Raw genomic sequence first — 26058 nt, forward strand, 5'->3', positions numbered from 1 at the left:
CCGCGCCGACGGGTCATGGGGGTCAGGGAGCCGTCACGAGGCCCGCCAGGGACTCGTCGAGTCTGAGGAGCTGGTTGTACTTGGCGAGGCGGTCGCCGCGGCGCGGTCCGCCCACCTTGATCAGCTCCGCCGCGACGGCGACGGCCAGGTCGCACATCGCGGTGTCCTCGGTCTCCCCGGAGCGGTGGGAGACGGCGAGCAGCATCCCCGCCCGACGGGCCGCCGCGGCCGCGGCCAGCGTGGCGGTGACGGTGCCCGCCTGGCTGAGCTTGAGCAGGATGCCGTCCGCCCGGCCTGGCCCGATCCGTGTCGCGTCGGTGGCGAACAGGTCGTCGCCGACCACGCTGGTGGACCGCGGCAGGGATCCGCGCAGCCGGGCCCAGCCGACGTCGTCGGCGGGATCGAACGGGTCCTCCAGGAAGGTCAGCCGGAACCGGCGCGCCAGCCGTGACAGGTGGTCGGCGAACTCGGGGGATGTGAACTCCCGGTCACCGAAGCGGTATCGACCGTCCTCCGTGACCAGGTGTTCCGCGGCCACGTCCACGCCCAGCGTGCACAGCTCGGTGTGGCCCGCCTCGGCCACCGCGGCCTGCAGGAGGGCGAGTTGCTCCTCGCTGTCCAGCGGGACCAGCAGTCCGCTGGAGGCCGAGAGGGGTATGGGGCCGAAGCGGCGTTCCACGGCCCGGTGCGCCGCGGTGAACACCTGGTCCGCCACCGCGATGTCGGTGTGGATGCGGCCGGTGGCGGGGAGCACCATCACCTGCTGGCAGCCGCGCGGCGGCCCTTCGCGGTGGATGCCCCCGGAGAACACGTTGACCATCAGCCGGGGCAGGCCCAGGCCTGTCAGTCCGTACTGCTCCCCCAGGTGTGCGTGCAGGGGGATGCCCCGGGACGCCGAGGCGGCCCGGGCGTAGGCGAGTGACACGGCGAGGGTGAGGTCCGCGCCGGCCTCCCCCGCCTCGTACGCCTCGGCGAGCCGCTGATCGCACTGCCGCTGGTCGTCGACGGTGCCGCCGGTGAGCGCGGCGACGAGTGCCGGCGCGGTCACCGGGCCGAGCACCGGCTCCGGGCCGCGGCGCCGCTCCAGCCGGCCGGGGGCGATCGCCCGGGGCGCGGATCCCGTCCCCGTGTGACCGGAGTCCAGGGTGACCTCGGCCTCCAGGGTCACCTGGGCCCGGGAGTCCAGGATGCCGCGCAGCCTGAGGGAGGTGATCGTCATCCGCGTCCTCCGTCGGGCCCGGCCAGCAGGACGGAGAGCAGGTCGCTGGCGCGGGAGGCGCCCAACTGGCCGCCGAGCGCGGCCTTCTCGCCGAAGTCCGCCACCGAGTCGGCGGCCATCCGGGGGCCGACTGCCACCGCGGGCACCCGGTCGGGGCTGTGGATGCCCAGCTCGCACGGGGTCGCGTGGTCGCAGGTGACGACCAGGGTGTCGACTGCGGTGAGCGCGTCGGCCAGCGGGCCGACGAAGTGCGCGTCGATCTCCTCGATGGCCCGGACCTTGTCGCGTGGGCGCCCGTCGTGTCCCGGCTCGTCCGGGCCCTTGATGTGGACGAACACCGCGTCGGCGGGGTCGGCGAGCAGTTGGGGCAACAGCTCCCGGTAGTAGTCGGGTTCGCTCTGGCCGCGGGCCGGCCGGGAGCTGGTGAAGCGTGCCCCGATGAGTCGGGCCAGGCCGCGCTCGGCAGGCACCTGCCCGTACATGGACAGGGTCAGCCCGGTCCGTTCGGTGAAGTCGGCCAGTCGCGGCAGGGTGTCCCCCGCGTCCCGTACCAGCAGCAGGTTGGCCGGCCGCCGGCCCAGGGCGCGACGGCGTGCGTTGACCTCGCTGCGCTGCATCACCTCGGCACTGGCCGCGACGAACCGGTTGACCAGCTCCGCCGTGGTCGCGGCGGCCGGGTCCTCGTCGAAGGGCACGCAGGTCGCCGGGGTCGCCGAGGGTGCGTTCACGGGGACGCCGAACGGACCCCGGCTGACGAACCCGGGATCCGTGTTGGTCACCTTCCCGGACAGCGGAACCGTGTCGCTGGTCAGGCCGAGGATGCCGCGGTGGCGGCCGAATCCGGTGAGGCGGAAGGTGACGCCGTCGTCCAGGGACACCTGGCCGGTGATCTCCTCGACCAGGGTGGCCTGGTCGTCCTCGTCCAGGTCCCGGGAGGTGCGCCGGTCCAGCCGCCCTGTCGCCGGGTCCCAGCTGGCGAAGTTGACCCGGAACGCCACGGAGTACCCGTCCGGTTGCCAGAAGTCCATGCCCAGCCCCTCCAGCGGCCCGCGCCCGGTGTAGTGCGTCACCGGGTCGTAGCCGAGCAGGGCCATGGCGCCCGAGTCGGACTCCGGGGGCACGTCGGGGGCGATCACCTCCAGCGCGGCGGAGCTTCCGCGCCTGGCGAGTGCGTCCAGGTGGGGGGTGGCCGCCGCCTCGAAGGGCGTGAGCCCGCCCAGTTCCGCCACCGGCCGGTCGGCGCCGCCGCACAGGACGGTGATGAACAGCCGCCCCGCGGGCGGTGTCCCGTCGGGCCCGGCGGTGCGGGTGTCAGCCCCGGATGCGCTCATCGATTCCCCACTCCTTGACGACCCTCGCGACGGCGGGCGGCACCAGGTGCTCCCAGGGCTGCCCTGCGGCGATCGACCGGCGGACCCGGCCGCCGCTGATCGGTTTGTCGGTACGGCGCCACATCACTTCCGTCCGCAGCCCGAGCGCGTGGAAGCGGTCGAGTTTGGCGTCGCCCCAGTCGTCGTAGACGGTGACCAGGTAGCGGGCGTCCGCGGGCGCGTAGTGCGCGAGCCGCTCCGGGAAGCTGTGCGGGAACGGCACGATGCGCAGGCGTTCGCGTGAGACCCCGGCCTCGGTCAGCGCGCCTTCCACCATCAGGTAGCGCTCGTAGAACGTGCAGGGGTTGGACTCGGGCATGCCGCGCTCGGGGTCCGTGGTCTCCTCGGCGGTGGTCCACGGATCGGGGTTGGTGATGCCCACGACGAGGGTGCGGCACTGTTCCGCGCCGGCCAGCAGATACTCCTGGTGGCCCAGATGAAGAGGCTGGAACCGCCCGTGGATGACGCCTGTCTCGACGACCTGCGGGGGGCTCATCGGCCGACCCCCGTGCCGGGTGCGCCCGCGCCGGCACCGACGGGCGGCGCGGACGGGGGATCGGTGACGAACGCCCGGAACCGGCGCGCCACTTCGGCCGGGGTGACCTTCGGCCGTCCCAGCCCGGCCAGCGAGCCGGGGCGGATCGGCAGGTGTACGAGGGTGGGGCCGTCCGCGGTCGGTGCCGCGGCGAGGGCGGCGGACAGGTCGTCCAGGGACGCGCAGGCATGCACCGCGCGGTAACCGCAGGCGGCAGCCACGGCGGGCAGGTCGACGGCGGAGGAAAGGGTGCGCTGGCCGCCGGTGGAGTCGTGGACGCCGTTGTCGAGGACGACGTGCACCAGGTTGCGGGGCGCGTGGGCGCCGACGGAGGCCAGGCTGCCCAGCCGCATCAGCACCGAACCGTCGCCGTCGACGACCACGACCGGCCGGGGCGTGTGCAAGGCGACGCCCAGGCCGACGGTGACCGCCGAACCCATCGCCCCAACCATGTAGAAGTGCTGGTCGCGGTCGTCGAGGGTGTACAGCTCCCGGCTGGTCTTGCCGGTGGTGGACACCACGGCCGCGGCGCGGGGCAGTTCGGCCAGCAGCCGTTCCAGGGCCGCGATCCGGGTGGGCGGGGCGCCTGGCGGACGGGTCCGGGCGTGCCGTATCACCTGTCCCGCCGCGGACGTGAGCGCCGTCTCGTCCAGGGGCTCGTCGGCGACGACTCCCTGGGGAAGCAGGAACCCGTACGGCAGTTCACGGCGTCCCAGCGAGTCGCGGCAGGCGGCGAACGCGGTGCGCAGCTCGTCCGCCGTGCCGGGGACCAGGGACCACTCCATGTCGCACAGGTCGAGCAGGTCGCCGGTGACACGGCCCATCAGGTGGTGCTGGGGCTCGTCCTTCTCACCGGGGCGTCCCCGCCAGGTGGTGATCACAACGGCCGGGATCCGCGCGGGGTGAAGCAGGGAGGTGAGCGGATTGGTCATGTTGCCGAGGCCGGAGTTCTGGGTGATGGCGCAGCCCAGTCCGCCGCCCAGCCAGGCGCCCGCCGCGACGGCGGCGGCCTCGCCTTCCTGTGTGACCGTCAGATAGCGGGTACCGGGGTCGCTGATGACCCGGTTGATCAGGGGTGTCAGATAGGAGCACGGCACTCCGGCGACGGTCGTCACGCCGAGGCCGGTGAGGCCGGCCACCATGTCGGCCGCGCCGATCATCCCTGCACCGGCGCGAGGCCGGGGGCCTGCGTGTAGCGGTTCTCGTCCTTCTCCAGGCTCTCGTAGTCGAGCAGGCCGAAGATCTCCTTCAGGGGGGCCACCCGCTCCTCGACCCCGAAGATGCCGCGGTCCGTCCGGATCTGCTGGCACACGTCACGCATCGCGGAGAACGCCGCCCGCATGCTGTGGTTGGCCCAGATACATCCGGCGACGCCCAGCGCCGCGAAGTCGTCGAGGGAGGGGGTGTGATAGGTGGTGGGGGCGATGAGGATCGGCGCGCTGCCGTCCCACTGCTCCATGAACTCGGCGATCTGCTGCGGGGTGCTCATCCGGGAGTGGATGAACAGGGCGTCGGCGCCGGCCTCCACGTACGCGTGAGCCCGGGTCAGCGCCTCCTCCATCGGCAGGTTGGAGATCAGGGCCTCGGTCCGTGCCACCACCACGAAGTCGGAGTCGCGCTGGGTGTCCTTGCAGGCCCGGATCTTTCCGGCGAACTCCCCTACCGGGGCCAGCTGGTGACTGTCCCCGAAGAAGGAGTTCATCTTGGGGAAGACCTTGTCCTCGAAGCACACACCGGCCGCGCCGACCCGTTCGGCGCGGGCGGCGAAGCGGCGGGCGGTGTTGAAGTTGCCGTAGCCGGTGTCCCCGTCCACGAGGATGGGCACGCCGGGGGCGGCGTCCGTCATCGTGCCGACGAGGGTGAGCAGTTCGGTCCAGGACGCCTCGTCGCTGTCCCGGACACCGCGCGCGGTGGACATGCACAGACCGGAGGCCCACAGCACCTTGAAGCCCTCGGCGACGGCGATCCGTGCGCTCAGCCCGTCGTGCACGCCCATCAGCTGGCAGGTGCCGGGGCCGTGCAGCAACTCCTTGAGCGTGCTGCCGACGGATCCCGGGGTGGCCGAACCGTCACTCGCTGTCTGCTCCGTCGCGTTCATGGGTTCCTCCATTGCGGAACGTGCGTGGGAATTCATGGGGTTGTTCACCGGCTCTCAGGCCACACGGCCCTCGGCCGGCGGGATGTCGTCGCGCAGAACCGAGCGAACGCCCTCGGCGACGCGCCGGCGCAGGCTCTCCTCCGACTCCGCCGACAGGAACGCGCGATGGGAGCTGACGATCACGTCGTCGCGTTCCAGGAGCTTGCGGGCGACCGGGGACTGGTTGGGGTCCTCGGGCGAGAAGACGTCCGAGGCGAACCCGCCGAGGCGCTCGCTCTCCAGCGCGCGCAGCACACAGCCGGGGTCCACCAGGGCACCGCGCGCGGTGTTGACGAGGAAGGCGCCCGGTTTCACCCGGTCCAGTGCGGAACCGCTGATCAGGTTCCTGGTCTCGTCTGTGAGCGCGGTGTGCAGGACTACGGCGTCGCAGCGTTCGAGTAGTTCCTCCAGAGAGCCGACCGGGACGACGCCGTGGCCGGCCATCACGTCGGCGTGGACATGGGGGTCCACGGCGAGCACCTGGCCGTAGAACGCCTGGAGTTTGCGGGCAGTGGCGCGGCCGATGCGGCCGAAGCCGACGATGCCCACGGTGCGAGCCGAGGTACGGCGCGGGATGCCGCCGCGGTGGATGCCCCACCGGTCCGCCCGCACCAGACGGTCCTGGACACTGACCCCCCGCTCCAGGGCCAGCAGCAGGGCGAGGGTGTGGGTGCTGACCTCGTCGCCGCAGTAGTCGGGGACGTTGAAGCCGATGATGCCGGTGCGGGCGAGCAGTGGTGCGTTGAGGTTGTCCACGCCCACGCCGCTGCGGGCGACGACCTTGCAGCCCGGCGAGACTGCGTCGACCAGTTCCGGGGTGACCTGGCACCGGTAGATGACGAGGGCGTCCGCCCCACGCACGAACTTCAGGAAGCGGTCCCCGGAGGTGACGTAGGAGTCCTCGAACAGGCCGAGTTCGATGTCGGCGTCCGGGCCGAGAACGGAGCGTTCGACGGCCGCCAGGGCGGGGTCGGGACGCCCGTCGGCGTCCAGAGCCCAGGCGGGGTCGGTGTAGACGACGCGCACGGGTCTCCTCCTAGTTGTCGTAACCCCAGCCGGCGACGTCATGCCGGCCCCGGCGCAGCGTGGCCGCGGGCTCGAAGGTGTTGGTCAGCTCCAGCCAGTCCTGGTAGCCGAGGTGGGCGCCGGAGCCGAACTTCAGCACCGTGCCGGTGCCGTGCCAGCGGTGCCGGACGAAGGGGCCGGTCCATGCCGAGCCGTCGGGCTCCAGCGCCGCCGAGGAGGGGCCGTCGGGTCCGTCCCATTCGAGGGTGAGCCGGCCCTCCGTCACGATGTAGTGGTTCTCGGCGTGGTCGATCAGGTCGGCAGCGCCGCCGTCGGAGTCGACCCGCAGGAAGGTGCCGACGAGATCGGGCAGGTGGGCGGCGGAGGCCATCGAGGCGGCCTCGTAGGTGCCCCAGGCGCGGCGGGAGCGGCGGGAGTCGTCGACCGTCGTCCAGGTCTTGCCGACTCCGTCGTGCTGGTCGTCGGCGGGCAGCAGGACCCGGTAGTCGAAGCCGACGGCCCTGCCCAGCCGCCGCAGCACGTCCGTTCCCACCGCGGAGTCGGGCGAGCGCAGTGCTTGTTCCAGGTCGGCCGGGTTCACTCCGGCAGCCTCGGCGGCGGACGCGCGGGTGTGGACCCGGCGGGCCAGGAAGAGGTCCAGGACCGAGCCGGCGGTCACCTTGCCGGACAGGGCCTTCAGCGCCTCCTCGAACGCTTCCGCGGACCAGCCGTTGGCCTCCGTCATCAGGGGGGAGATGTTCGACTGGGCGGTGTAGGAGACGATCCGGGCCGGTGCGTCGCCGGCCAGCGAGTAGCTGTGCGGGCAGTACGACGGCTCGACGTAGGAGTCACCGGTGATCCAGCGGTCGGTGCCCCCGTTGGCGTGCAGGACGCGCCAGTTCTGCGGGGTGATCTCCTCGCCCCACCTGCCGTTGATGTCCCCGGGGCCGAGGTTGACGGTGATGGCCGGTTCGAGGTGGCCGTTGTTGAGGGCGGGCAGCCGGTCGGCCGGGCAGAGGATGTCGAGCACCACGGGGGCGACCCGGCCCTCCGGCGCGGCCAGCGTGTAGTAGTTGTAGAAGTGGATGCCGTCGCGCTGGATGGGGCGGCGGGAGGCGTGCATGTCGTCCGCCGACTTGTGCACCACGGTCAGATCGCGGTGTGCTTCGCCGGCCAGCTGGGAGAGTTCGACGCTCAGGGCCCCGGCGAGGGCGTCCGCCGCCGCCTGGCCGAGATCGTGTCGCTCGTCGCCGAGCAGGCGGCGCAGGTCGTCCAGTGGCAGCCCGGCGCGGTCGGCGGTCTGGGCAGCCGTGTACTTGCGGGCGTTCATCCAGTGAGCGACCTTGAACGGGTCTATCCGCATATCTCCTCCGTTTCCGATCGTTCGCCCAGGAGCCGGCTGAGGGACTCGTGGTTCAGCCGGCGGGGATTGTCGTGGCAGCGGGGGTACGACACGGCTTCGGCCGCCACCCTCCGGTGGTCGGCGGCGAGTTCGTCGTAGGAGGGCAGTCCGCAGGCGGCGATGAAGCGCTCGACTCGGGCCGCGGCCCGGGCCGGCGTGCCGCCGAGCGGTGCGGCGAGGGAGTCGATCACCCGGCGTACGTGGCCTGCACCCCGCGGATCGACGCAGTCGTCCGGGGACACGGCGTGGTTGTGGCGCAGCAGGCGGCCCAGCGTCACCCCGCAGGCGTGGCCGTGGGCCAGGCCCAGCCGGAGCGTCAGGGGGTAGGAGATGGCGTGACACGAGGAGGTCTGGGCCAGGGCGATGGCCCGCCCGGAGTGGTGGGCGGCGCGCTGGAGACCGAGCCATGCCTCGCCGTCCGGGGTGCCGTCCTGGACGCGGTCGAGGACCTCGGCCACCAGGGTCACGGCGGAGGTGCCCCAGTGGATCGACTCCGGTGTCGAGCGGATCGACCAGGACGCCTCGGCCCCCTGGCAGAGGGCGTCCAGGATGCCCGTGGCGAGGTCGCGGCGCCCGAGTCCGGCCAGCAGCTCGGGGGCGAGCACGGCGGCGCGCGGGCGTACGCCGGGTCCGGTGAGCGACAGTTTCCGCCGGTGCCGGAGGTCCCACAGGGTGGCGAAGGGCGTGGCCTCGGCGCCGGTCCCGGCGGTGGTGGGGATCGCCACGACCTTGAACGGGGCGGTGGGATCGTCGGGCACCGGCCCGGCCGCGCAGGCCTGGCGGACCTGGTCCGCGTCCAGCGGACCCCGCTGGGAGAGGGCTGCCGCCGCTTTCACCGCGTCCATGACGGTTCCGCCGCCGATCGCCACCACCGTGTCCGCCCGGATCGCCCGCAGTTGACGGACGAGCGTGGCGACACTGTCCGGAGTGGTCGGTCCTTCGTGCACCACGACCGTGGGATCGAGAGGGCGCAGGGCGTCCGTCAGCCGGGGGGCCCAGGACCGTCCGGCGAAGCCCGGACCCACGACCTGGGCCACCCGCGGGGTTCGGCGGGGCGGGCCGGTCAGGCGCTCGATGACCCGAGCGATCTCGCCGATGCCCTCGGCCACCACGAGGGCTCCGGGTGCCGTACCGGTCACGGGAGTCACACCCTTTCTTCGCTCGTTCTCTCGCATGATCGTGTTACGAGCTCCAAGGCCGAGAAATACGGTCAGAAAAACGCCTCGGTCGGAAAAACGCCCCCGGTCATGCGCCGCCGGATTCGAGAAGGTCGCGCAAGGTGTACGACAGGATTCCCCCGTGTCTGATGAATTCCGCTTCCATGGCCGTGTCGACCCGGACCACGGCATCGAAGGAGACAGTTCCCGCGGTCACCCGGACGGTACGCGGCAGGGATTCCGCGAAATCCTTGACGCCGCTGATGTCGATTTCCTCGGCACCGGTGAGACCGAGCGTCCGGGCATTCTGCCCGGCGGGAAACTCCAGGGGCAGAATGCCCATCCCGACGAGGTTCGACCGGTGGATCCGTTCGAAGGACTCCGCGATCACCGCGCGGACCCCGATCAGGGCCGGGCCCTTCGCGGCCCAGTCCCGGGAGGACCCGGTGCCGTACTCGCGTCCGGCCAGGACGACCAGGGGAACGCCCGCCGCCCGGTAGGCGAGGGCCGCCTCGTGAAGGGTGGTCGTCTCGCCGGTCAGGTGATTAATCGTGTAACCGCCCACTTTTCCTGCGGCCAACCGGTTGCGCAGCCGGGCGTTGGAGAACAGGCCGCGCAGCAGGACCTCGTGGTTGCAGCGCCGCGCGCCGTAGGAGTTGAAGTCCTCGGGCGGCACCCCGAGGCCGCGCAGGTACGCGCCGGCCGCCGAGTGCGCGGGGATGCTGCCGGCGGGCGAGATGTGGTCGGTGGTGACCGAGTCACCGAGGTCGGCCAGTACCCGGGCGGCGGTGATGTCACCCCTGGGCGGCGGCTGGGCCGTGATGTCGGCGTACGGCGGCGGTGCGATGTAGGTGGACTTGTCCGACCACGGGTACAGCTGCCGGCCTTCCGCCGGGAGGGCGCGCCACTGCTCGTCGCCGGCCATCAGGGAGTCGTACATCGTCGTGTACGTGTCGGGGCCGATCGCCGTCCGCGCCACCTCGTCGATCTCCCGGCCGTCGGGCCAGATGTCGGCCAGGGTGACGGTGCGGCCGTCGGGGGACACGCCGATCGGGTCGGTGGTGAGGTCGATGTCCATCGTCCCGGCCAGGGCGTAGGCGACCACCAGCGGCGGTGAGGCGAGGTAGTTCATCCGGACGTCCGGATTGATCCGGCCCTCGAAGTTGCGGTTGCCCGACAGCACGGCCACCGAGGCCAGACCCGACTCGCGCACGGGCCCGGCCACCGGTTCCGGGAGCGGCCCCGAGTTGCCGATGCAGGAGGTGCAGCCGTAGGCCACCAGGCTGAAGCCGAGCTTGTCGAGATACGTGTCCAGACCGGCCCTGGCCAGGTACTCCATCACGGCGGCGGAGCCCGGTGCGAGGGTGCTCTTGACCCAGGGGCGCGGCTGGAGGCCGAACTCGACGGCCTTCTTGGCGAGCAGTCCGGCCGCGATCATCAGGGCGGGGTTGGAGGTGTTCGTGCAGGAGGTGATGGCGGCCAGCACCACGGCCCCGTCTTCGAGCGTGTGCCGGCTGCCGTCCGGTGCCACGACCTCGGCCCGGCGCGGAGTGCCGCCGGTGACGTCGGGCACGGCCTCGGCGAAGGCGGTACGGGCTGTCGCCAGCGGCACCCGGTCCTGGGGGCGGCGGGGGCCGGCGATCGAGGGGACGACCGAGTCCAGGTCGAAGGAGAGGCGCTCGCTGTACCGGATGCGGGCCGCCGCCGAGGGGTCGTACCACAGCCCCTGGTTCTCGGCGTAGGCGCGCACCAGGGCCAGGTGGCGTGCGGTCCGGCCGGTGGCACGCAGGTAGCGCAGGACCTCGTCGTCGACGGGGAACAGCGCGGAGGTGGCGCCGTACTCCGGGCACATGTTGGCGATGGTGGCCCGGTCGGCGGCGCTCAGCGCGGCCAGGCCGGGGCCGTGGAACTCGATGAACGAGCCCACCACACCGTGTGACCGCAGCCGTTCGGTGAGGGTGAGCACGATGTCGGTCGCCGTCACTCCGTCCGCGGGCCGGCCGGTGAGCTCGCAGCCGATGACCCGGGGCGCGCGCAGCGAGATCGGCTGGCCCAGCACCGCGGCGACCGCCTCGATGCCGCCGACTCCCCAGCCCAGCACCCCCAGGCCGTTGATCATCGGGGTGTGCGAGTCGGTCCCGACGACCGTGTCCGGGTAGAGCGCGGGCATTCCCGCGGTGTCGTCGGCGATCACCACACCGGCCAGGCGTTCCAGGTTGACCTGGTGGATGATGCCGGTGTTCGGCGGCACGATGCGCAGCCGCTCGAAGGTGGCTTCGGCCCAGCGCAGCAGTTCGTAGCGCTCCCGGTTACGGGTGTGGTCCAGGGCGGCGTTGCGGGCGTAGGCGTCCGGCGTACCGAACACGTCGGCCATCACGGAGTGGTCCACGACGAGGTCCACGGGGATACGGGGGCTGAGTACCTCGGGCTGTCCCCCGAGCCGTACGAACGCCTCCCGCATCGCGGCCAGATCGACCAGGCACGGAACACCGCTGTAGTCCTGCATGACCACGCGGGCCGGATGGAAGAGGATCTCGGGTGCGGGCCCCTGCGGGTGCCACGCCGCCAGCGCCCTGACGTGGCCGGCGTCCACGCGGACACCGTCCTCGTGCCGCAGCAGGTTCTCCAGGAGAATACGGAGACTGTACGGAAGATTTTCGGCATTCGGTACCGCATTCGGCAACCGAAATAGTTCGAAAGACTCACCCGCTACGTCGATGACATCGCGAGCTCCGAAACTGTCGGGGTGTTCCGCTTTCCGGGACCGACGCCTCACACAGTCCTCCTCCGCAGATTGCCGCGCGTTTCTGCAATGCATCAATCATCACCCGCCGGAAAATCCGGCACCAGGGCATCGGCTATTCCACTTGCGGCCATGTCCGGCTACGGAAGTTCATCCGCGCGCTGCCGCCGTGACACTTCTGGCCAGCCCGGAGACGGTGGATTCCACAAACAGCGAGCGCACCGGCAGGCGTACGCCGAAGACCTGGTTGACGCGGGCGACGATCCGCGTCGCGGAGAGCGAGTTCCCGCCCACCTCGAAGAAATTGTCGGCGCCCCCGGGCAGCGCGATGCCCAGGACCTCCCGCCAGATCTCGGCCACCTGTTCCTCGACCGGGTCCAGCAGCGGCGGTCGCTCCCGGTCCGCGTCGTCGGACGGATCGAGCGGGTCCGGCAGGGCGTCGCGGTCGAGCTTGCCGTTGGGGCTGGTCGGCAACGCGTCGAGCACCACGAAGAGTTCGGGCACCAGGTAGCCGGGCAGCCGGTCCCTGAGCCACTGGCGCAGGTCGGCCTGGGTGGGCCGCTCCCCGCCCGGCGCCGGTACCGCATAACCGACCAGTCGCCTGTCAGCCCCTTCTCCCCTGACCAGAACGACGGCGGTCCGGACACCCGGATGGTCCTCCAACCGGGTCTCGATCTCGCCCAGTTCGATCCGGAAGCCGCGCAGTTTGACCTGGTGGTCGGTGCGCCCGAGGAACTCCAGCTCACCGTCGGCGCCCCAGCGCACCAGGTCGCCGGTGCGGTACAGGCGGGCACCCGACTCGGTGCCGGAAGGATCGGGGACGAAGCGCGCGGCGGTGACGTCCGGCTGGCCGAGATAGCCCCGGGCGAGTCCGACGCCGCCGAGGAACAACTCGCCCTGCCGGCCGAAGGGGACGGGGCGCAAGGTGTCGTCCAGGACGTGCACCGTGTACCCGACGACCGGGCGGCCGAGGGGCGGCACGCGGTCTGCCGTGCACCGCGCGATGGTGGCGAGGACGGTCGCCTCCGTGGGGCCGTACCCGTTGAACACGTCTCGGCCCTCGCACCACTGCTGGGCGAGTTCCAGAGTCGCGGCCTCGCCCGCCATGACCACCGTGCGCAGTCCGGGCAGTTCGCTGCCGGCGAGGGTGGACAGGGCCGACGGCGACAGCAGCACCGTGCTGATCCCGCGCTCCCGGATCAGCCGGGCCAGGTCCTCGCCGGGCACCAGTGCCGCCCGCGGTTCGAGGACCAGAGTGGCTCCGGCGTCGAACGTCATCAGCAGTTCCAGCAGGGAGACGTCGAAGCTCGGTGAGGCGAAGCGCAGGACGCGGCTGTCCGGGGACTGGGCGAACTGCTCGGCGCTGCGGGTCAGGGAGCCGACGCCGCGGTGCGGCACCATGACCCCCTTGGGCACACCGGTCGAGCCCGAGGTGAAGATGACGTAGGCGAGTTGGTCCGACGGGACGGAGATGTCCGGCCGGTGCGCGGGACGGGCGGCGAGGGTGGCCCGGGTCGCGTCGTCGTCCATCGGCAGCACGGTGACGTCGTTGCCGGTGAACCGGTCGGCCAGCGACCGCTGGGTGAGCAGCAGCCGTACTCCGCTCCGGCGCAGGATGTGGTCCAGCCGGGCCGCCGGGTACTCCGGGTCGAGCGGTAGCAGGACGGCCCCGGCCTTCAGCACCCCGAAGGTGGCCACGATGGCGTCCGCCGTGCCGTCCAGCGCCACGCCGACGGGCTGTTCGGTCCCGACGCCGAGCGTGCGCAGGTGGTGGGCGAGCCGGTTGGCGGCGTCGTCCAGTTCCCGGTAGGTCAGGTGCCGGTCGGGGGCCTCCACCGCGGTGTGCTCCGGCCGGTGCCGGGCGGCGTCCTCCAGCACCCGGTGCAGGGTGCGGTGGTGCCGGGGGTCGTCCTCGGTGGGGGCGTTGACCCGGCGCAGGTGATGGGTCTCGTCCCGGGTGAGCACCGGCAGCCCGGCCAGTTCCCGGTCGGGGTCGGCGGTGGCGGACCGCGCGAGGAGGCTCAGCCGTTCGGCGAGCCGGTCGATGGTGACCGGGTCGAACAGCGCGGTGCTGTACTCGAAGTAGCCGGTGTAGGTGCTCTCCCGGTCTGTGAGCACCAGCGTCAGGTCGAACTTGGCGGACTCCGGTGTGTGGGTCTCGCGGGCCCGCTCCGGCAGCAGGGTGTCCAGCTCACTGGCGTCCCGGCCGTCCTCCATGACGAACGCGACCTGGAACAGCGGGTTGTGGGTCAGGGTGCGTTCGGTGCGCACCTCCTCCACCAGCCGTTCGAAGGGGAGGTCCTGCCGGGCCAGCGCCTCTACGGTGGTCTGCCGGACCTGGACCAGGAGGTCGCGGAAGCTCGTGCCGGGCTCGGTCCTCACGCGCATGGCCAGGGTGTTGGCGAAGAAGCCGATCAGGTCGTCGAGTTCGGGGCGGGCGCGATTGGCCACCGGCGTCCCGATGACCATGTCGCGCTCTCCGCTCCACCGGTGCAGCAGCACGGCGAAAAGGCTCAGCATGGTCATGAAGGGGGTGGCGCCGTTCTGCGTGGCCAGGTTCCGCAGGGCCGCGGTCAGGTCGGCCGGCAGGGCGAACCGGCGCCGGGCCCCCTCGCTCGTCGCCACCGCGGGCCGCGGACGGTCGAACGGCAGGTCGATGGCCGGCGGCGCGCCCCGCATGCGTTCGTGCCAGTAGCCGAGCAGTTCCTGCAGGCGCTGATCGTCCAGCAGGCGACGCTGCCAGTCCGCGAAGTCGGCGTACTGGATGGGCAGCGGAGGCAGACCGGCCTCCTCCCCGGTCTCGGCGGCGTGCAGCAGAGCCGTCAGGTCGCGCCGGAGCAGGCCGATCGACCAGCCGTCGAACACAGTGTGATGGAAGGTCAGGAAGAGGAGTGCGTCGTCGTCGCCCAGCCGAAGCAGCAGACAGCGCAGCAGCGGGCCGGACGACAGGTCGAAGGGGCGCTGCTTGTCCTGCCCGCACAGCCGCAGCGCCGCCGCGGCCCGCGTGCTGTCGGGCAGCCCGCGCAGGTCCGTCTCGTTCAGGGGCGGTGACTGGCTGTCCGCGATGCGCTGCCAGGGCTCACCACCGGTCGCCGGGAAGGCCGTACGCAGCACCTCGTGACGCCGGGTCAGCTCACGCAGCGCGATCCGTACCGTCTCGGTGGTCACGGACCGACGGAGCCTGAGCGAGGCGGAGACGTTGTAGACAGGTCGGCCCGGCTCCAGTTGGTCGAGGAACCAGAGCCGGTGCTGGGCGAAGGACAGCGGCACCGGCCCACCGTCGTCCGGCCTGCACGGGATCGCCGGGTCCGGGATCGGTCCCGCCGCCGTCCGCAGTCGGCTCTCGAACAACGCTCGCTGCTTGGGTGACAACGCGGCGATCCTGGTCTGAAGGTCTTCCACTGCTGTTGCGTCCCCTCTTCTGTCCCTCTTCCGAGCCTCTTCTGTTTCTGTGACGAAGTCGCCGAGGGCGTGTCCGGCGTCGGTGGGATCCAGGTGAGCCGGATGATCCGCTAACCGAAGGCGCGGGCCGCGACGATGACGGCTGAGACGATCCCCTCCCCGATGACGAGGCCGGAGGCCACCGTCCCGACGGTCTCCTTCAGGTGCGGTGCCCTGCGGCCGATCAGCCAGGCCGCCCCGCCGCCGAGCGACATGGCGAGCACCGTCTCGGGCGGCAGCAGCAGACCGAGGCCCAGCGCGGAGGGCGAGACCGGGGCGAACGTGAGCAGGAATCCGGCCGGCAGGGCCGCGGCGAGCGGCGGTCCGACCTGGTGAGCCTGGGAGGAGTCCAGTGAGTACGCGGTCGCGACGAAGTCGAAGGCCCGGGCCAGTGGAGCGGGGAACTCCGGCTGCCCCACCAGGCCGGAGCGCAGCAGCACCGCCATCAGGAACAGGCCCACGACGGCGCCCAGCCAGCCGCCGAGAGCCTGCGTGGACAGCACCAGACGCGGCGAGGGCCGCACGGACACTGCCGTGTCGGACACCCGAACCGCGTAGGTGTAGTACAGCGCGGCCATCGCGGCGCCGGCGACGGCGGTGCTGAGGATGATCGCGTCGGACACCGGAAGCCCGGTGAGCCGCAGCAGGATGATGCCGAGGAAGATGGCCGGGGACAGCGGCGCGATTCCGGTCTCGGCGCCGACGCGGACGAAGAACAGCGCGAACAGCAGAGCCATCACCGAGATGAGCAGCGTGACGCCGAGCCCGCGGCCCGCCCCGTAGTGCCAGCACAGGGCGGCGGCACTGGCCACGAGCAGAGCGCAAAGGACGCCCCCCGCCCGGCGGTCGCCGGTGACCCGGGTGGCGGCCGGGCCGCGCCTCATCACCCGCAGCGACCTGACCAGTGTGGCGACCGAGTATCCGGTGATGACGCCGATGCCGACGGCGAGGACCGGCCCGTCCGACAGGTGCTGGGTGTAGCTGTCCGCGGGGTCGCGCCAGCCCCAGACCACCGCGGAGCACACGCTGCCGACGAACATCCACACCGCCGAGCGGGCACCGGCGAGCGCGCCGACGCCGAGCAGCATGGGCGACAGGGCCAGCCCCACGAAGGCGGGGGTACCAGGGAGGTGCGCGGTCCCCTCGTCGGTCGTGACGGAGGCGATGAGCGCGACGACAGCCGAGGCCAGCGCCGACCACCACAGCGGGCGGGCGGAGACGCGCCGCCGGTGGCTGAGGCTCTCCATCAGCACGATGGCCGGCCGCAGGGTGGGGAAGGGGAGTTCCTCTCGCCGGAGCATCCGAGCCGCGAGCAGCCCGAGGAGCAGTCCTACGGCATTGGCGAGCAGGACGATGACGGCCAGGGTGACCCATGAGGGCTCCCCCGCACCCCGCAGGTGGTTGGCGGCGATCCCGGACCCCACGGCGGCGGCCGAGAGGTATCCGCTGGAGGCGACGGAGAAGACGATGAACAGGCTGGGCCAAGACAGCCGCCGACGCAGCCCCAGCCAGGCCGCTCCCACCACCACGACCAGGGCCGACCCGCCGAAGGCCACCCCGGTCTTGAAGATGACCAGGATGTTGAAGACGCACAGCAGGGCGCCGATCAGGACCCCGCCCGCGACCGCCCATCCGTCGGCGCGCCGCCCGGGACGCTCGACGTCGGTCAGATCGGGCGTGCCGGAGCCGTCGTTGCCGGTGTCGCTACCGGCTCCCGTCGCACGCTTGGTCACGGTGTCCCCCGTCCGTCCGTCGCCGCGTCGCTCGCTCCGGCCTCGCCCTGCCCGGTGGCCTCCTGGGGGTCGTCCTCCTCGGCGAGTGCCTCCAGTTCCGCCAGCAGCCGTTCGGTGGCCGCGCTGTCCGCGGTCGCCTGTGCGGTGACCACCGCCAGCGCGAACTCCCCCAGGGTCGGGTATTCGAAGGCGAGACCGACCGACAGGTCCACGCCGAAGGCCGCCGCCGCACGGCCGGTCATCCGTGCAGCGAGCAGCGAGTGACCGCCGATCTCGAAGAAGTTGTCGTTGACCCCGACCTGGCTGGCTCCTAGCAACTCCGCCCAGATTCCGGCCAGTTCGTGTTCCGCGGGCGTGCCGGGCGGGGCGCTGTGTCCGGCCCCGCCCCGCTCGTCCGGCGCCGGGTCGGGCAGGGCCCTGCGGTCCGTCTTGCCGCTCGGGGTCAGCGGCACGCGGTCGATGGTGGCGTAGGAGGCCGGCCGCATGTACGCGGGAAGCCGGGTGGCAGCCAACTCGCGCAGTTCCTCGACGAGTTGCCCCGTCCGACCAGGTCGGCCCGGCCGCACGTACGCGACGAGCCGCCGGTCATCGGGACCCGTTCCCCGGACGTCGACGACCACGTCGGCCGCCTCGGCGTGACCCGCCAGCGTCGCCTCGATCTCCCCGAGTTCGATCCGCTGGCCGCGCAGCTTCACCTGCCCGTCCTCTCGTCCCAGGTATTCCAGGACGCCGTCCCTGCGCCATCGGGCCAGGTCGCCGGAGCGGTACATGCGCGATCCCGGCGGGCCGTAGCAGTCCGGCAGGAACCGATCCGCCGTCAGGTCCGCCCGGCCGTGGTAACCGCGGGCGACCGGCACTCCGCCGAGCCACAGCTCGCCGGGTACACCCGGCGGCAGGGGATTCAGCTCGCCGTCGAGTACGTAACAGCGGGCGTTCGCTATGGGACGGCCGATCGGCACGGTGGGCTCACCGGGGCGGCACCGCCAGTGCGTGACTTCGATCGCCGCCTCGGTCGGACCGTAGAGGTTGTGCAGTTCGACGTGGGGCAGGCGTGCGAAGAACTGGTCGCGCAGACCCGCGGGAAGTGCCTCGCCGCTGCAGAACACCCGGCGCAGCCGCAGGTCGTCCGGAAACGTGCCGCCGTCGAGGAAGGCCGCAAGCATGGAGGGCACGAAGTGCACGTCCGTGACGCCCTCGGCGGCGAGCCGGCGCGCCAGGTACTCGGGGTCCCGGTGTCCGTCGGGCCGGGTGAGCACCAGGGTCGCGCCGGAGGCCAGGGTCCAGAAGATCTCCCACACCGAGACGTCGAAGTGGATGGGTGTCTTCTGCAGGACCACTCCGCCGGGGCCGACGGGGAAGGCCGCCATGCCCCAACGGATCCGATTGCACACCGGGCCGTGTTCGTTGAGGACGCCCTTCGGCCTACCGGTGGACCCCGAGGTGTAGATGAGGTAGGCGAGCTGTCCGGGGGTGATGTCGGGCAGCGCCGCCGTGTCCTGTGCGTCGCCGGGGTCCGGGCCGTCCAGGTGGACAACGGCCGTCCCGGGTACGTCGGGCAGGCCCGCCGTGTGCCGGTGCAGTGTCAGCAGGATCCGGGCCCCGCTGTCGCGCAGCAGATGGGCAATGCGCTCCGAGGGATCGCCGGGGTCGATCGGCAGGTATGCCCCGCCCGCCTTGAGGACGGCCAGGAGCGCGACGATCATCTCGAAGGAACGCTCGCAGGCGACCGCCACCAGGCTCTCCGGCGCGAGACCACGCGCGAGCAGCCGACGCGCCAATCGGGCGGCATCAGCGTCTAGTTGACGATACGTCAACTCTGAGCCGTCGTCGGTTCGCAGGGCTACGGCGTCGGGGGTGCGGCGGGCCTGCGCGCGCAGGAGCGCGGGCAGGGAGTCCGCGTCCCGCCCGCCGGGCAGTTCGGCTGCGGTGTCGTTCCAGTCGTGGACCATGCGGTCGCGGGCCGCCGGCTCCTGCAGGGGCAGCAGGGCCACGGGCAAGGACGCCCGGTCGAGCGCCGCGTCGAGCAGGGTGACGAGTTGGCGGCCGAGTTCCGCAATCCGTTCCTCGTCGAAGAGGTCGCTGTCGTACTCCCACTCCCCGCGCATACCGGACCCGGTCCGGGTGGCGAAGAGCGTGAGGTCGAACATCGCGCTTCCGGTGTCGCCGGCGCCCTCCTCCCGAACGAACGGCCCCGGTCCGGACTCCCGGCCGTCGCGATCGGGCGTGTTCTGCAGCGCGAGCATCACCTGGACGAGGGGCGTGTAGGCGGGGCTGCGTACCGGTGCGAGCTCCTCCACCAGGCGGTGGAAGGGGAGTTCCTGCCGGGCGAAGCTCTGCAGGATGGTTTCCCGCGTTCGCCGTACCAGTTCCAGGAACGAAGGCCGCCCGTGGATGCCGCACCGCACCGCCACGGTGTTCACGAAGAGGCCGACCAGGCCCTCGGTGTCGGTGTGTGTGCGGTTGGCCACGGGGGAGCCGACGAGGAAGTCCTCCTGTCCCGTCAGCCGGTGCAGCAGCGCACCGAAGCCGGCGAGTAACACGGTGTACGGCGTCGTGGCCTCGTCGCGGGCGAGGTGTTCGAGGCGCCGGGTGACGGATTCGGGGATGTCGAAAGTGAGCCTGCCGCCCCTGTGCAGCTTGACCGCAGGACGCGGCCGGTCGGCAGGTAGCTCCAGCAGGGGCGGCGCGCCCGCGAGGTGCCGGCGCCACCAGTCGAGCAGCTCCGCCTCGGTATCGGCCAGTTCCGCACGCTGGCGCACCGCCCAGTCGGTGTACTGAACGGGCAGCGGCGGCAGTTCGGGGTCCGTGCCCCGGGAGTGGGCCCGGTAGAGGTGGTTCAGTTCCCGTACGAGGATGTCGTCGGACCACGCGTCGGTGACGATGTGCGGTATCGACAGCAGCAGTCGGTGACACGTGTCGGTGAGCTGTAGCACCCGGACGCGCAGCAAGGGGCCGGTCGTCAGCTCGAAGGGCGCGCGCGCCTCCTGTGCGGCGATCCGGGCGGCGACGGCATGCCGCTCGGCCGGGGGCAGTTCGCGCAGGTCAGACACGTCGAGGGGGATCAGCACCCGGTCCAGGACCCGCTGGCTCGGCCCGCCCCGCACGCTCGGGAAGACGGTGCGCAGCACCGCGTGCCGGTGGACGAGGTCTCGCACACACCGGTCGAGGACGCCGAGGTCCAGCGGTCCGTCGCGGCGCACCGCGAAGTGGATGTTGTAGGTGGCGCTGCCCGGCTTGAGCTGCTCGAAGAGCCACATGGGCTCCTGCTGGAAGGTGAGGGGAGCCGTCTCCGGTCCGTCGGAGCCCTCGTCGGCGTCGACAGCAACTCCGAAACCGCCGGCCGGGACGGCCTCGGCGTCGTTCGCCCGGGCCGGCTCGGGCGCGCCGGGCACTGTCGGCGGGCGGCCGGAGCGGGCGGTCCGGATCCGCTCGGCGAGTGCGGCGGCCGACGGTGATTCGAAGATGTCCCGCAACGGCAGCGGGGTGTCGAGTGCCTCGCGGATGCGGGCCGCGGCGCGCACGGCCATGACCGAACTCGCCCCGAGCCGGAAGACGTTGTCGTCAGCGCCGATCTCCGGCCGGTCGAGCAGTCCGGCCCAAATGGCGACGATCTGGGCGATGACGGTGTCGGGCGTACCGGGAGCCTTCACGCGCTGCTCTCCCCCAGGGTCCGCCGCAGGCTCAGGGGCCGCATGTCGTCCCAGTGCTCGCGAATGTGGTCCAGACATTCGGTACGAGTGCCGCGGGCGCCGTGGGTCCGCCAGCCAGCAGGTGGTTCACGGTCCTCGGGCCATAGGGAGAACTGACCCTCATGGTTGACGACCACCAGGAAGCGTGCCGCTGCACCATCGAGCATTCGTCTGCCCTCCCCCGTCTCGCCGCATACACGTAACGTCCGTATGCAGAACCAAATACCGTCCGATCATCAACTACCGCCGTCGCCGCTTTCACGCGGTCCGGACTTCCGCCAGTGGACATGGCCACAAGTGGACTCACAGCCCTGGCTGCCCGTCGATTCACCTGTTTCTTGCGAGGAGGCCCCGGCGTTCGCGCCGGGGAGGAATCGCATCCGGGTGTCGCGACGCGGAGCGTCGACGCATCCGGTTCGGGGCGCGGAGCGCCCGCCGCTGTCGGCACCGCCGAGGTGATGCGAACGCGTGTACCCGTGATCGCTGGTCGGGGTGATGGCCGGGGAATCATGGTCCGTGTGTGCGGCTGTCGTACGAATGGTCCTTCGGAGGGTTCGGGACGGCGCGGTGTCCCGGCCCAGGACCATGAGGGGGCGAGATGGCGCGGGTGGAGGCGACTGCGGAGGCCGGGCATGCCCGGTACACCTTTCGGCTGCGCCTGTCGTCCGCCGCCCGTACCGCCCTGGCGGCGGAGTGGGACCGATGCCGTTGGGTGTGGAACGAATGCGCCGCCAAGTCCAGGGCCATACACCTGCACAACAAGGCCACCGGGCAGAAGGCCACGTGCGGTCCGGCTCAGCTCGACAGGATGCTGACCGAAGCCCGCGCCCGTACGCCATGGCTGCTGGCGCTGATGGCGTAAGACCTCCTGGAGCGCTGCTCCAGGAGGCAGCCTGAGCCAGGAATCCCCTTCCCTTCAGGGAGGGGAGGATTCAACTACGGGCACGAAAGAAGGGCAAGTACATCGTGGCGGTCGAGGACTGCCAAGACGCCGTCGGGCCGCCCCGCCGGCATTCGCACCCTGTCCTCGGACATGGGCGCTTCCCTTCCTTCGGCCGCCGGTCGCCCATACTCTGACGCTCCGTCAGACAGTGCGTCAGAGGCAGGTCGGAGGTCGCTCATGTCGTTGCTCGCGGGCAGGACGGTCGTGGTGTCGGGGGTGGGCGCCGGGCTCGGTCACCAGGTTGCGGCGGCCGTCGTGCGCGACGGAGGGAACGCGGTGCTCGGGGCACGCACGGAGGCCCGTCTCGCCAAGAGCGCCGCCGACATCGATCCGGACGGGGCGCACACGGCGTACCGGGCGACCGACATCACGGACGAGGCGCAGTGCGACGCGCTGGCGGAGCTCGCGCGGGAGCGGTTCGGGCGGATCGACGCGGTCGTCCATGTGGCCGCCTGGGACAGCTACTTCGGCGGAATCGAGGACGCGGACTTCACGACCTGGCAGTCGGTGCTCGACGTGAATCTGCTGGGGTCGCTGCGGATGACCCGGGCGTGCCTGCCGGCGCTGAAGACATGCGGGGGCTCGGTGGTGTTCATCGGGACGCAGTCGTCGGTGGCGGCCCCCACGCAGGTGAAGCAGGCGGCGTACGCGGCCTCGAAAGGGGCCCTGACGAGCGCGATGTACTCCCTGGCGCGCGAACTGGGCCCGCACCGCATCCGCGTCAACACCGTTCTGCCGGGCTGGATGTGGGGGCCCCCGGTCCAGGCCTACGTACAGTTCACGGCCCACACGGAAGGCGTGCCGGAGCCCGACGTCCTGAAACGGCTCACCACGCGCATGGCGCTGCCGGACCTCGCGACGGACGCAGACGTGGCGGACGCGGCGGTGTTCCTCGCCTCGGACCGGGCGCGCGCCATCACCGGGCAGTCGCTGCTGGTAAACGCGGGGGAGCTGATGCGCTGAGGGGTCTGTTCGAACGTGTCCAGCCGTTCATGTCCGTGAACTGAGGTCAGCAAGACGAACATCTTTACTCCCTCTTGACCTTACGTCCGCTTGTCGTGTCCGCGCAACCGCACCCACGATGAGCGGGCACTTCGCGGCCTCTCCCGGTTTCCCTCGCCTCTACCCCGCTCAGGCGAAGTGCCAGCCAACTGAGCGGAGTTCACAAGGCGGACCCTGGAAGGGGGCACATGAACAGTCTCGACTGGGCCGTCCTCATCGGCTACTTCGGCGTGATGGTGGCGATCGGCGTCTGGTCGCACAAGCGCGTGGACAACGTCAGCGACTTCTTCACGGCCGGCGGGAAGATGCCGTGGTGGCTGTCCGGCATCTCGCACCACATGTCGGGCTACAGCGCGGTGATGTTCACGGGCTATGCGGGCATCGCCTACACCTACGGCGTGACGTCCTTCGTCACCTGGTCCTTCCCGATCGCGCTGGGCATCGCCATCGGCTCGAAACTGTTCGCGCCGCGCATCAACCGACTGCGCTCCAGGCTCCATGTGGCCTCGCCCCTGGAGTACTTGAAGAACCGTTACGACCTGAAGACCCAGCAGGCGCTGGTCTGGTCCGGCATGTTGCTGAAGATCGTGGACGTGGCCGCCAAGTGGGCGGCGATCGCGACCCTGCTGTCCGTCTTCACCGGCATCACGCTCAACCAGGGCATTCTCATCACCGGCGCGATCACCGCCGTCTACTGCACCATCGGCGGCCTGTGGGCGGACGCGCTGACCGAACTGGGCCAGTTCATCATCCAGCTGCTGGCGGGCGTCTCGATGTTCGTCGCCGTCGTACTGAAGCTGAACGACAAGGGCATCGGATTCTTCGGCGCCTGGGACGAGCCGGCCCTGCACGGCCACGGCAAGGCGCTGGTCGGACCGTACGGGACCGTCTTCCTCCTGGCCTTCCTCTTCATCAAGCTCTTCGAGTACAACGGCGGCATGCTCAACCAGGCCCAGCGCTACATGGCGACGGGCAGCGCCCGCGAGGCCGAGCGCTCCGCGCGGCTTTCGGCGGCGCTGTGGCTGGTCTGGCCGGTCGTCCTCTTCTTCCCGATGTGGATGTCGCCGCTGCTGGTCCACGCCGCGAAGCCCGACGGCTCCGACTCGTACGGCCTGATGACCGAACAGCTGCTGCCGCACGGCCTGTTGGGCCTGGTCATCGTCGGCTTCTTCTCGCACACCATGGCCATGTGCTCCTCCGACGCCAACGCGATCGCGGCGGTGTTCACCCGGGACGCGGCGCCGGTGCTGTCCCGGCGGGCCCGGGAGTGGGGCGGGCGCTCGGCCCTGGTCGCGGCCCGTGTGACGACCGTGGTCTTCCTCGGCCTGTCCATGGCGGTGGCGACCCAGGTCAACTCCCCCGCCTTCAAGGACATCATCACCGTCGTCATCAAGTGGGTCGCGGGCCTGATGGGCCCCATCGCGATCCCGATGATGCTGGGCCTGCTGCGCGGGTTCCGCCGCTCCGGCCCGACGGCGGCGCTCACCAGCTGGTCGATGGGCCTGCTGGCCTTCTGGCTGGTCAACTACCCGATCAACTGGAGCGTCGACGGCGGCGTCCCGCTCGAATACCAGGTCTCGGTCCCGCTGGCCGTCTCCCTGGTCCTGTACGTCCTCATCGGCTGTCTGAAGCCGGAGGACACCCCGGACCGCCTCGCGGTCATCGACCGCATCAACACGGACGACGACAGCGCGGCGGTCGCCGTACCGGCTCCGGCGGGCGGCGTGGAGGACGCGGTGGGCCGGACACCGGTGAAGGACTGACCCACCGACGCGACACGGCACGCCCTTTCCCCGGTTCCCCCACGGAGGAGCCGGGGAATCGCCGTGCCCGGAGATCGCCCGGGCGGCAGACTGGCCGTATGACCGCATCCGATCCCAAGGCCGACCTCCTGCGCTATCTGCAGGACGCCCGTGACGCGCTCCTGTGGAAACTCGAAGGACTCTCGGAGTACGACGCCCGGCGCCCGCTGACGCCGACCGGTACCAACCTCCTGGGCCTGGTCAAGCATGTGACCTTCGTCGAACTGGGCTACCTGGGCCACACGTTCGGGCGTCCCTCCGGCAGACCACAGCCCTGGTCCGCCGACAACCCCGATCCCAACAACGACATGTGGGCCACCGCCGAGGAATCGCGGGAGCACATCGCCGACGGCTACCGCAGCGCATGGGCCCACTCGGACGCGACCGTCGAAGCGCTGCCCCTGGACACGGTCGGCACGGTGCCCTGGTGGCCGGACAACAACGAGATCACGCTGCACCACGCCCTGGTACGGGTCATCGCCGACACCCACCGGCACGCCGGACATGCCGACATCCTCCGCGAGAACCTGGACGGGGCCGCGGGCATGCGCCGGGACAACCCAAGCCTGCCGTCGGCCGATTCGGCGTGGTGGAAGGAGTACCGGGAACAGCTGGAGCGCGTGGCCGAGGAAGCGGCTCGCGCGGTGCAGGACGGCAGGGCGTAGGACGGCAGGGCGTAGGACGGCAGGGCGTACGTACGACGGCCGGTCAGGCGCCTCGCGGATACCTCGCGAGCCAGCCCGGCGCGGAGCCGGCCGGCCCGTGCAGTGCCGGGCCCTGGGTCATCTCCATGGCGAAGTCGTCGGCCAGTTCGAGGAGGGTGGCGCGGCCCTCCAGTTCGGTCAGCCAGGCCGGCGGGAGGGCGGTCTCGCCGTGCAGGGCGCCCAGGAGGCCGCCCGTCACGGCGCCCGTCGCGCCGGACGGGCCGTCGTGGTTCACGGCGAGGCGCAGCCCGTGCCGGACGTCCTCGGCCACCAGCGCGCAGTACACGGCGCCTGCCAGCACCCCCTCCGCCGTGCCGTCCCCCGCCAGCTCGGCGACCCGGGCCGGTGTCGGCATCCCCTGCCGTACCGCGCCCAGCGCGTGCTGCAGCGCGTCCGAGACGGACTGGTGCCCCGGCCGCGCGGCGAGCAGCGCGAGCGCCCGCTGCACGGCGCCGTCGAGGCTCTCGCCGCGGGCGAGACCGTGCACGATCACCGCGTACGCCCCCGCCGAGAGGTAGGCCATCGGATGCCCGTGGGTCTGCGCCGCGCACTCGACGGCCAGCTGGACCACCAGCTGCGGCTCCCAGCCGACCAGCAGCCCGAAGGGCGCGGAGCGGGCGGTCGCCTCGGGTCCGACGTCGCCCGGGTTCTTGGGCGCGTCCAGGGTCCCCATGGTCTCGTCGCCGAACCCGAGCAGCAGTGAGCGGGCCGGGTCCCGGCGGGCGTACAGCCACTCCTCGCGCGCCAGCCACCCGTCGTCCTTGCGGCGCTCGTCGGGCCCCCAGTCGCGCTGGGTGGCCGCCCAGCGCAGATACGCCCGGTGCAGATCGGTCGGCGGATGCCAGGCGCCCGTGTCCCGCCGCACCTGGGCCCGTATCAGCCCGTCCAGGGTGAACAGGGTGAGCTGTGTGAGATGCGTGACGGCGCCGCGTCTGCCGTATGCGGGGGCGAGGTCCACGACGCCCTCGGCGCCGTGCGCCCCACGGATCTCGTCGAGATCCAGCTCGTCGACAGGCGCTCCCAGGGCGTCCCCGAGCGCGGACCCGAGCAGGGCCCCCCGCACGCGGCTCCGAAAGTCCTGCTGCTCGACACGGCCCCATAGGGCCCCGGCTGTCGCACTCACCAAGACCTCCCCGACGGCACCGCCCGACGCATGACAGCTCAGCACTGTAATCG

At 71.6% G+C, this 26058-nt stretch carries 16 protein-coding genes and 2 pseudogenes; 4 read left to right on the forward strand and 14 right to left on the reverse strand.

The genetic code is table 11. The features are described from left to right. Positions 1-22: 22 nt before the first annotated feature. The 13 genes and pseudogenes from OOK07_RS18180 to OOK07_RS18240 form a co-directional block, all read right to left on the reverse strand. Complete coding sequence (locus OOK07_RS18180) at positions 23-1219, reverse strand: enolase-like domain-containing protein (RefSeq protein ID WP_266797423.1); 1197 nt, start codon at positions 1217-1219, stop codon at positions 23-25. Further along, positions 1216-2550: a CMP-5'-phosphonoformate--3-phosphoglycerate phosphonoformyl transferase gene (locus OOK07_RS18185; RefSeq protein ID WP_266797424.1), complete on the reverse strand. Its 1335-nt coding sequence runs from the start codon at positions 2548-2550 to the stop codon at positions 1216-1218. Before OOK07_RS18185 ends, OOK07_RS18180 begins: the two co-directional genes overlap by 4 nt. Further along, positions 2531-3085, reverse strand: a complete 555-nt coding sequence (gene phpF / locus OOK07_RS18190) for a phosphonoformate cytidylyltransferase (RefSeq protein WP_266797425.1) — start codon at positions 3083-3085, stop codon at positions 2531-2533. The genes OOK07_RS18185 and phpF overlap by 20 nt, the downstream gene beginning before the upstream one ends. Then, positions 3082-4284 (reverse strand): phosphonopyruvate decarboxylase, encoded by a 1203-nt coding sequence (gene aepY, locus OOK07_RS18195; protein ID WP_266681565.1) that lies wholly within the window; start codon positions 4282-4284, stop codon positions 3082-3084. The genes phpF and aepY overlap by 4 nt, the downstream gene beginning before the upstream one ends. After that, positions 4281-5222: a phosphoenolpyruvate mutase gene (aepX, locus tag OOK07_RS18200; protein WP_266681567.1), complete on the reverse strand. Its 942-nt coding sequence runs from the start codon at positions 5220-5222 to the stop codon at positions 4281-4283. Before aepX ends, aepY begins: the two co-directional genes overlap by 4 nt. Before the next feature lie 54 nt (positions 5223-5276). Next, positions 5277-6287, reverse strand: coding sequence for a C-terminal binding protein (locus OOK07_RS18205; RefSeq protein WP_266797427.1), 1011 nt, complete (start codon positions 6285-6287; stop codon positions 5277-5279). 10 nt (positions 6288-6297) lie between these two features. Further along, positions 6298-7629: a 2-hydroxyethylphosphonate dioxygenase gene (hepD, locus tag OOK07_RS18210; protein ID WP_266681571.1), complete on the reverse strand. Its 1332-nt coding sequence runs from the start codon at positions 7627-7629 to the stop codon at positions 6298-6300. Then, positions 7620-8807 (reverse strand): phosphonoacetaldehyde reductase, encoded by a 1188-nt coding sequence (locus tag OOK07_RS18215; RefSeq protein WP_266797428.1) that lies wholly within the window; start codon positions 8805-8807, stop codon positions 7620-7622. Before OOK07_RS18215 ends, hepD begins: the two co-directional genes overlap by 10 nt. A 106-nt stretch (positions 8808-8913) precedes the next feature. Beyond that, positions 8914-11643, reverse strand: a complete 2730-nt coding sequence (gene acnA, locus OOK07_RS18220; protein WP_266797430.1) for an aconitate hydratase AcnA — start codon at positions 11641-11643, stop codon at positions 8914-8916. Positions 11644-11708: 65 nt separating this feature from the next. After that, positions 11709-14970, reverse strand: a pseudogene (gene phsC, locus OOK07_RS18225) (phosphinothricin tripeptide synthase PhsC). Positions 14971-15080: 110 nt separating this feature from the next. Then, entirely contained in the window at positions 15081-16742 is a 1662-nt protein-coding gene (locus OOK07_RS18230) for an OPT/YSL family transporter (RefSeq protein ID WP_266681579.1), read from the reverse strand. Next, positions 16739-20392 carry a non-ribosomal peptide synthetase gene (locus tag OOK07_RS18235; RefSeq protein ID WP_266797433.1) on the reverse strand — a complete coding sequence of 1218 codons (3654 nt, stop codon included), beginning with the start codon at positions 20390-20392 and terminating at the stop codon, positions 16739-16741. Before OOK07_RS18235 ends, OOK07_RS18230 begins: the two co-directional genes overlap by 4 nt. Continuing rightward, complete coding sequence (locus OOK07_RS18240) at positions 20389-20598, reverse strand: MbtH family protein (protein ID WP_266797435.1); 210 nt, start codon at positions 20596-20598, stop codon at positions 20389-20391. Before OOK07_RS18240 ends, OOK07_RS18235 begins: the two co-directional genes overlap by 4 nt. A gap of 431 nt (positions 20599-21029) precedes the next feature. On the opposite strand from OOK07_RS18240, the pseudogene OOK07_RS18245 reads away from it, so the two are divergent. The 4 genes and pseudogenes from OOK07_RS18245 to OOK07_RS18260 all read left to right on the forward strand — a co-directional run. Beyond that, positions 21030-21275: pseudogene (locus tag OOK07_RS18245) on the forward strand (RNA-guided endonuclease TnpB family protein); the annotation flags it as partial. 276 nt (positions 21276-21551) lie between these two features. Further along, positions 21552-22337, forward strand: a complete 786-nt coding sequence (locus OOK07_RS18250; protein WP_266797437.1) for an SDR family oxidoreductase — start codon at positions 21552-21554, stop codon at positions 22335-22337. A 227-nt stretch (positions 22338-22564) separates the two neighbouring features. Further along, complete coding sequence (locus OOK07_RS18255) at positions 22565-24139, forward strand: sodium:solute symporter family protein (protein ID WP_266797439.1); 1575 nt, start codon at positions 22565-22567, stop codon at positions 24137-24139. Positions 24140-24237: 98 nt separating this feature from the next. Beyond that, complete coding sequence (locus tag OOK07_RS18260) at positions 24238-24843, forward strand: DinB family protein (RefSeq protein WP_266797441.1); 606 nt, start codon at positions 24238-24240, stop codon at positions 24841-24843. 43 nt (positions 24844-24886) lie between these two features. Here OOK07_RS18260 and OOK07_RS18265 read toward each other — a convergent pair whose 3' ends face one another. After that, positions 24887-26005 carry an ADP-ribosylglycohydrolase family protein gene (locus OOK07_RS18265; RefSeq protein WP_266797443.1) on the reverse strand — a complete coding sequence of 373 codons (1119 nt, stop codon included), beginning with the start codon at positions 26003-26005 and terminating at the stop codon, positions 24887-24889. Between the last annotated feature and the right edge of the window lie 53 nt (positions 26006-26058).

Origin of the sequence: Streptomyces sp. NBC_00078 (assembly GCF_026343335.1) — a bacterium.
In the GTDB taxonomy this organism is placed as follows: Bacteria; Actinomycetota; Actinomycetes; order Streptomycetales; family Streptomycetaceae; genus Streptomyces.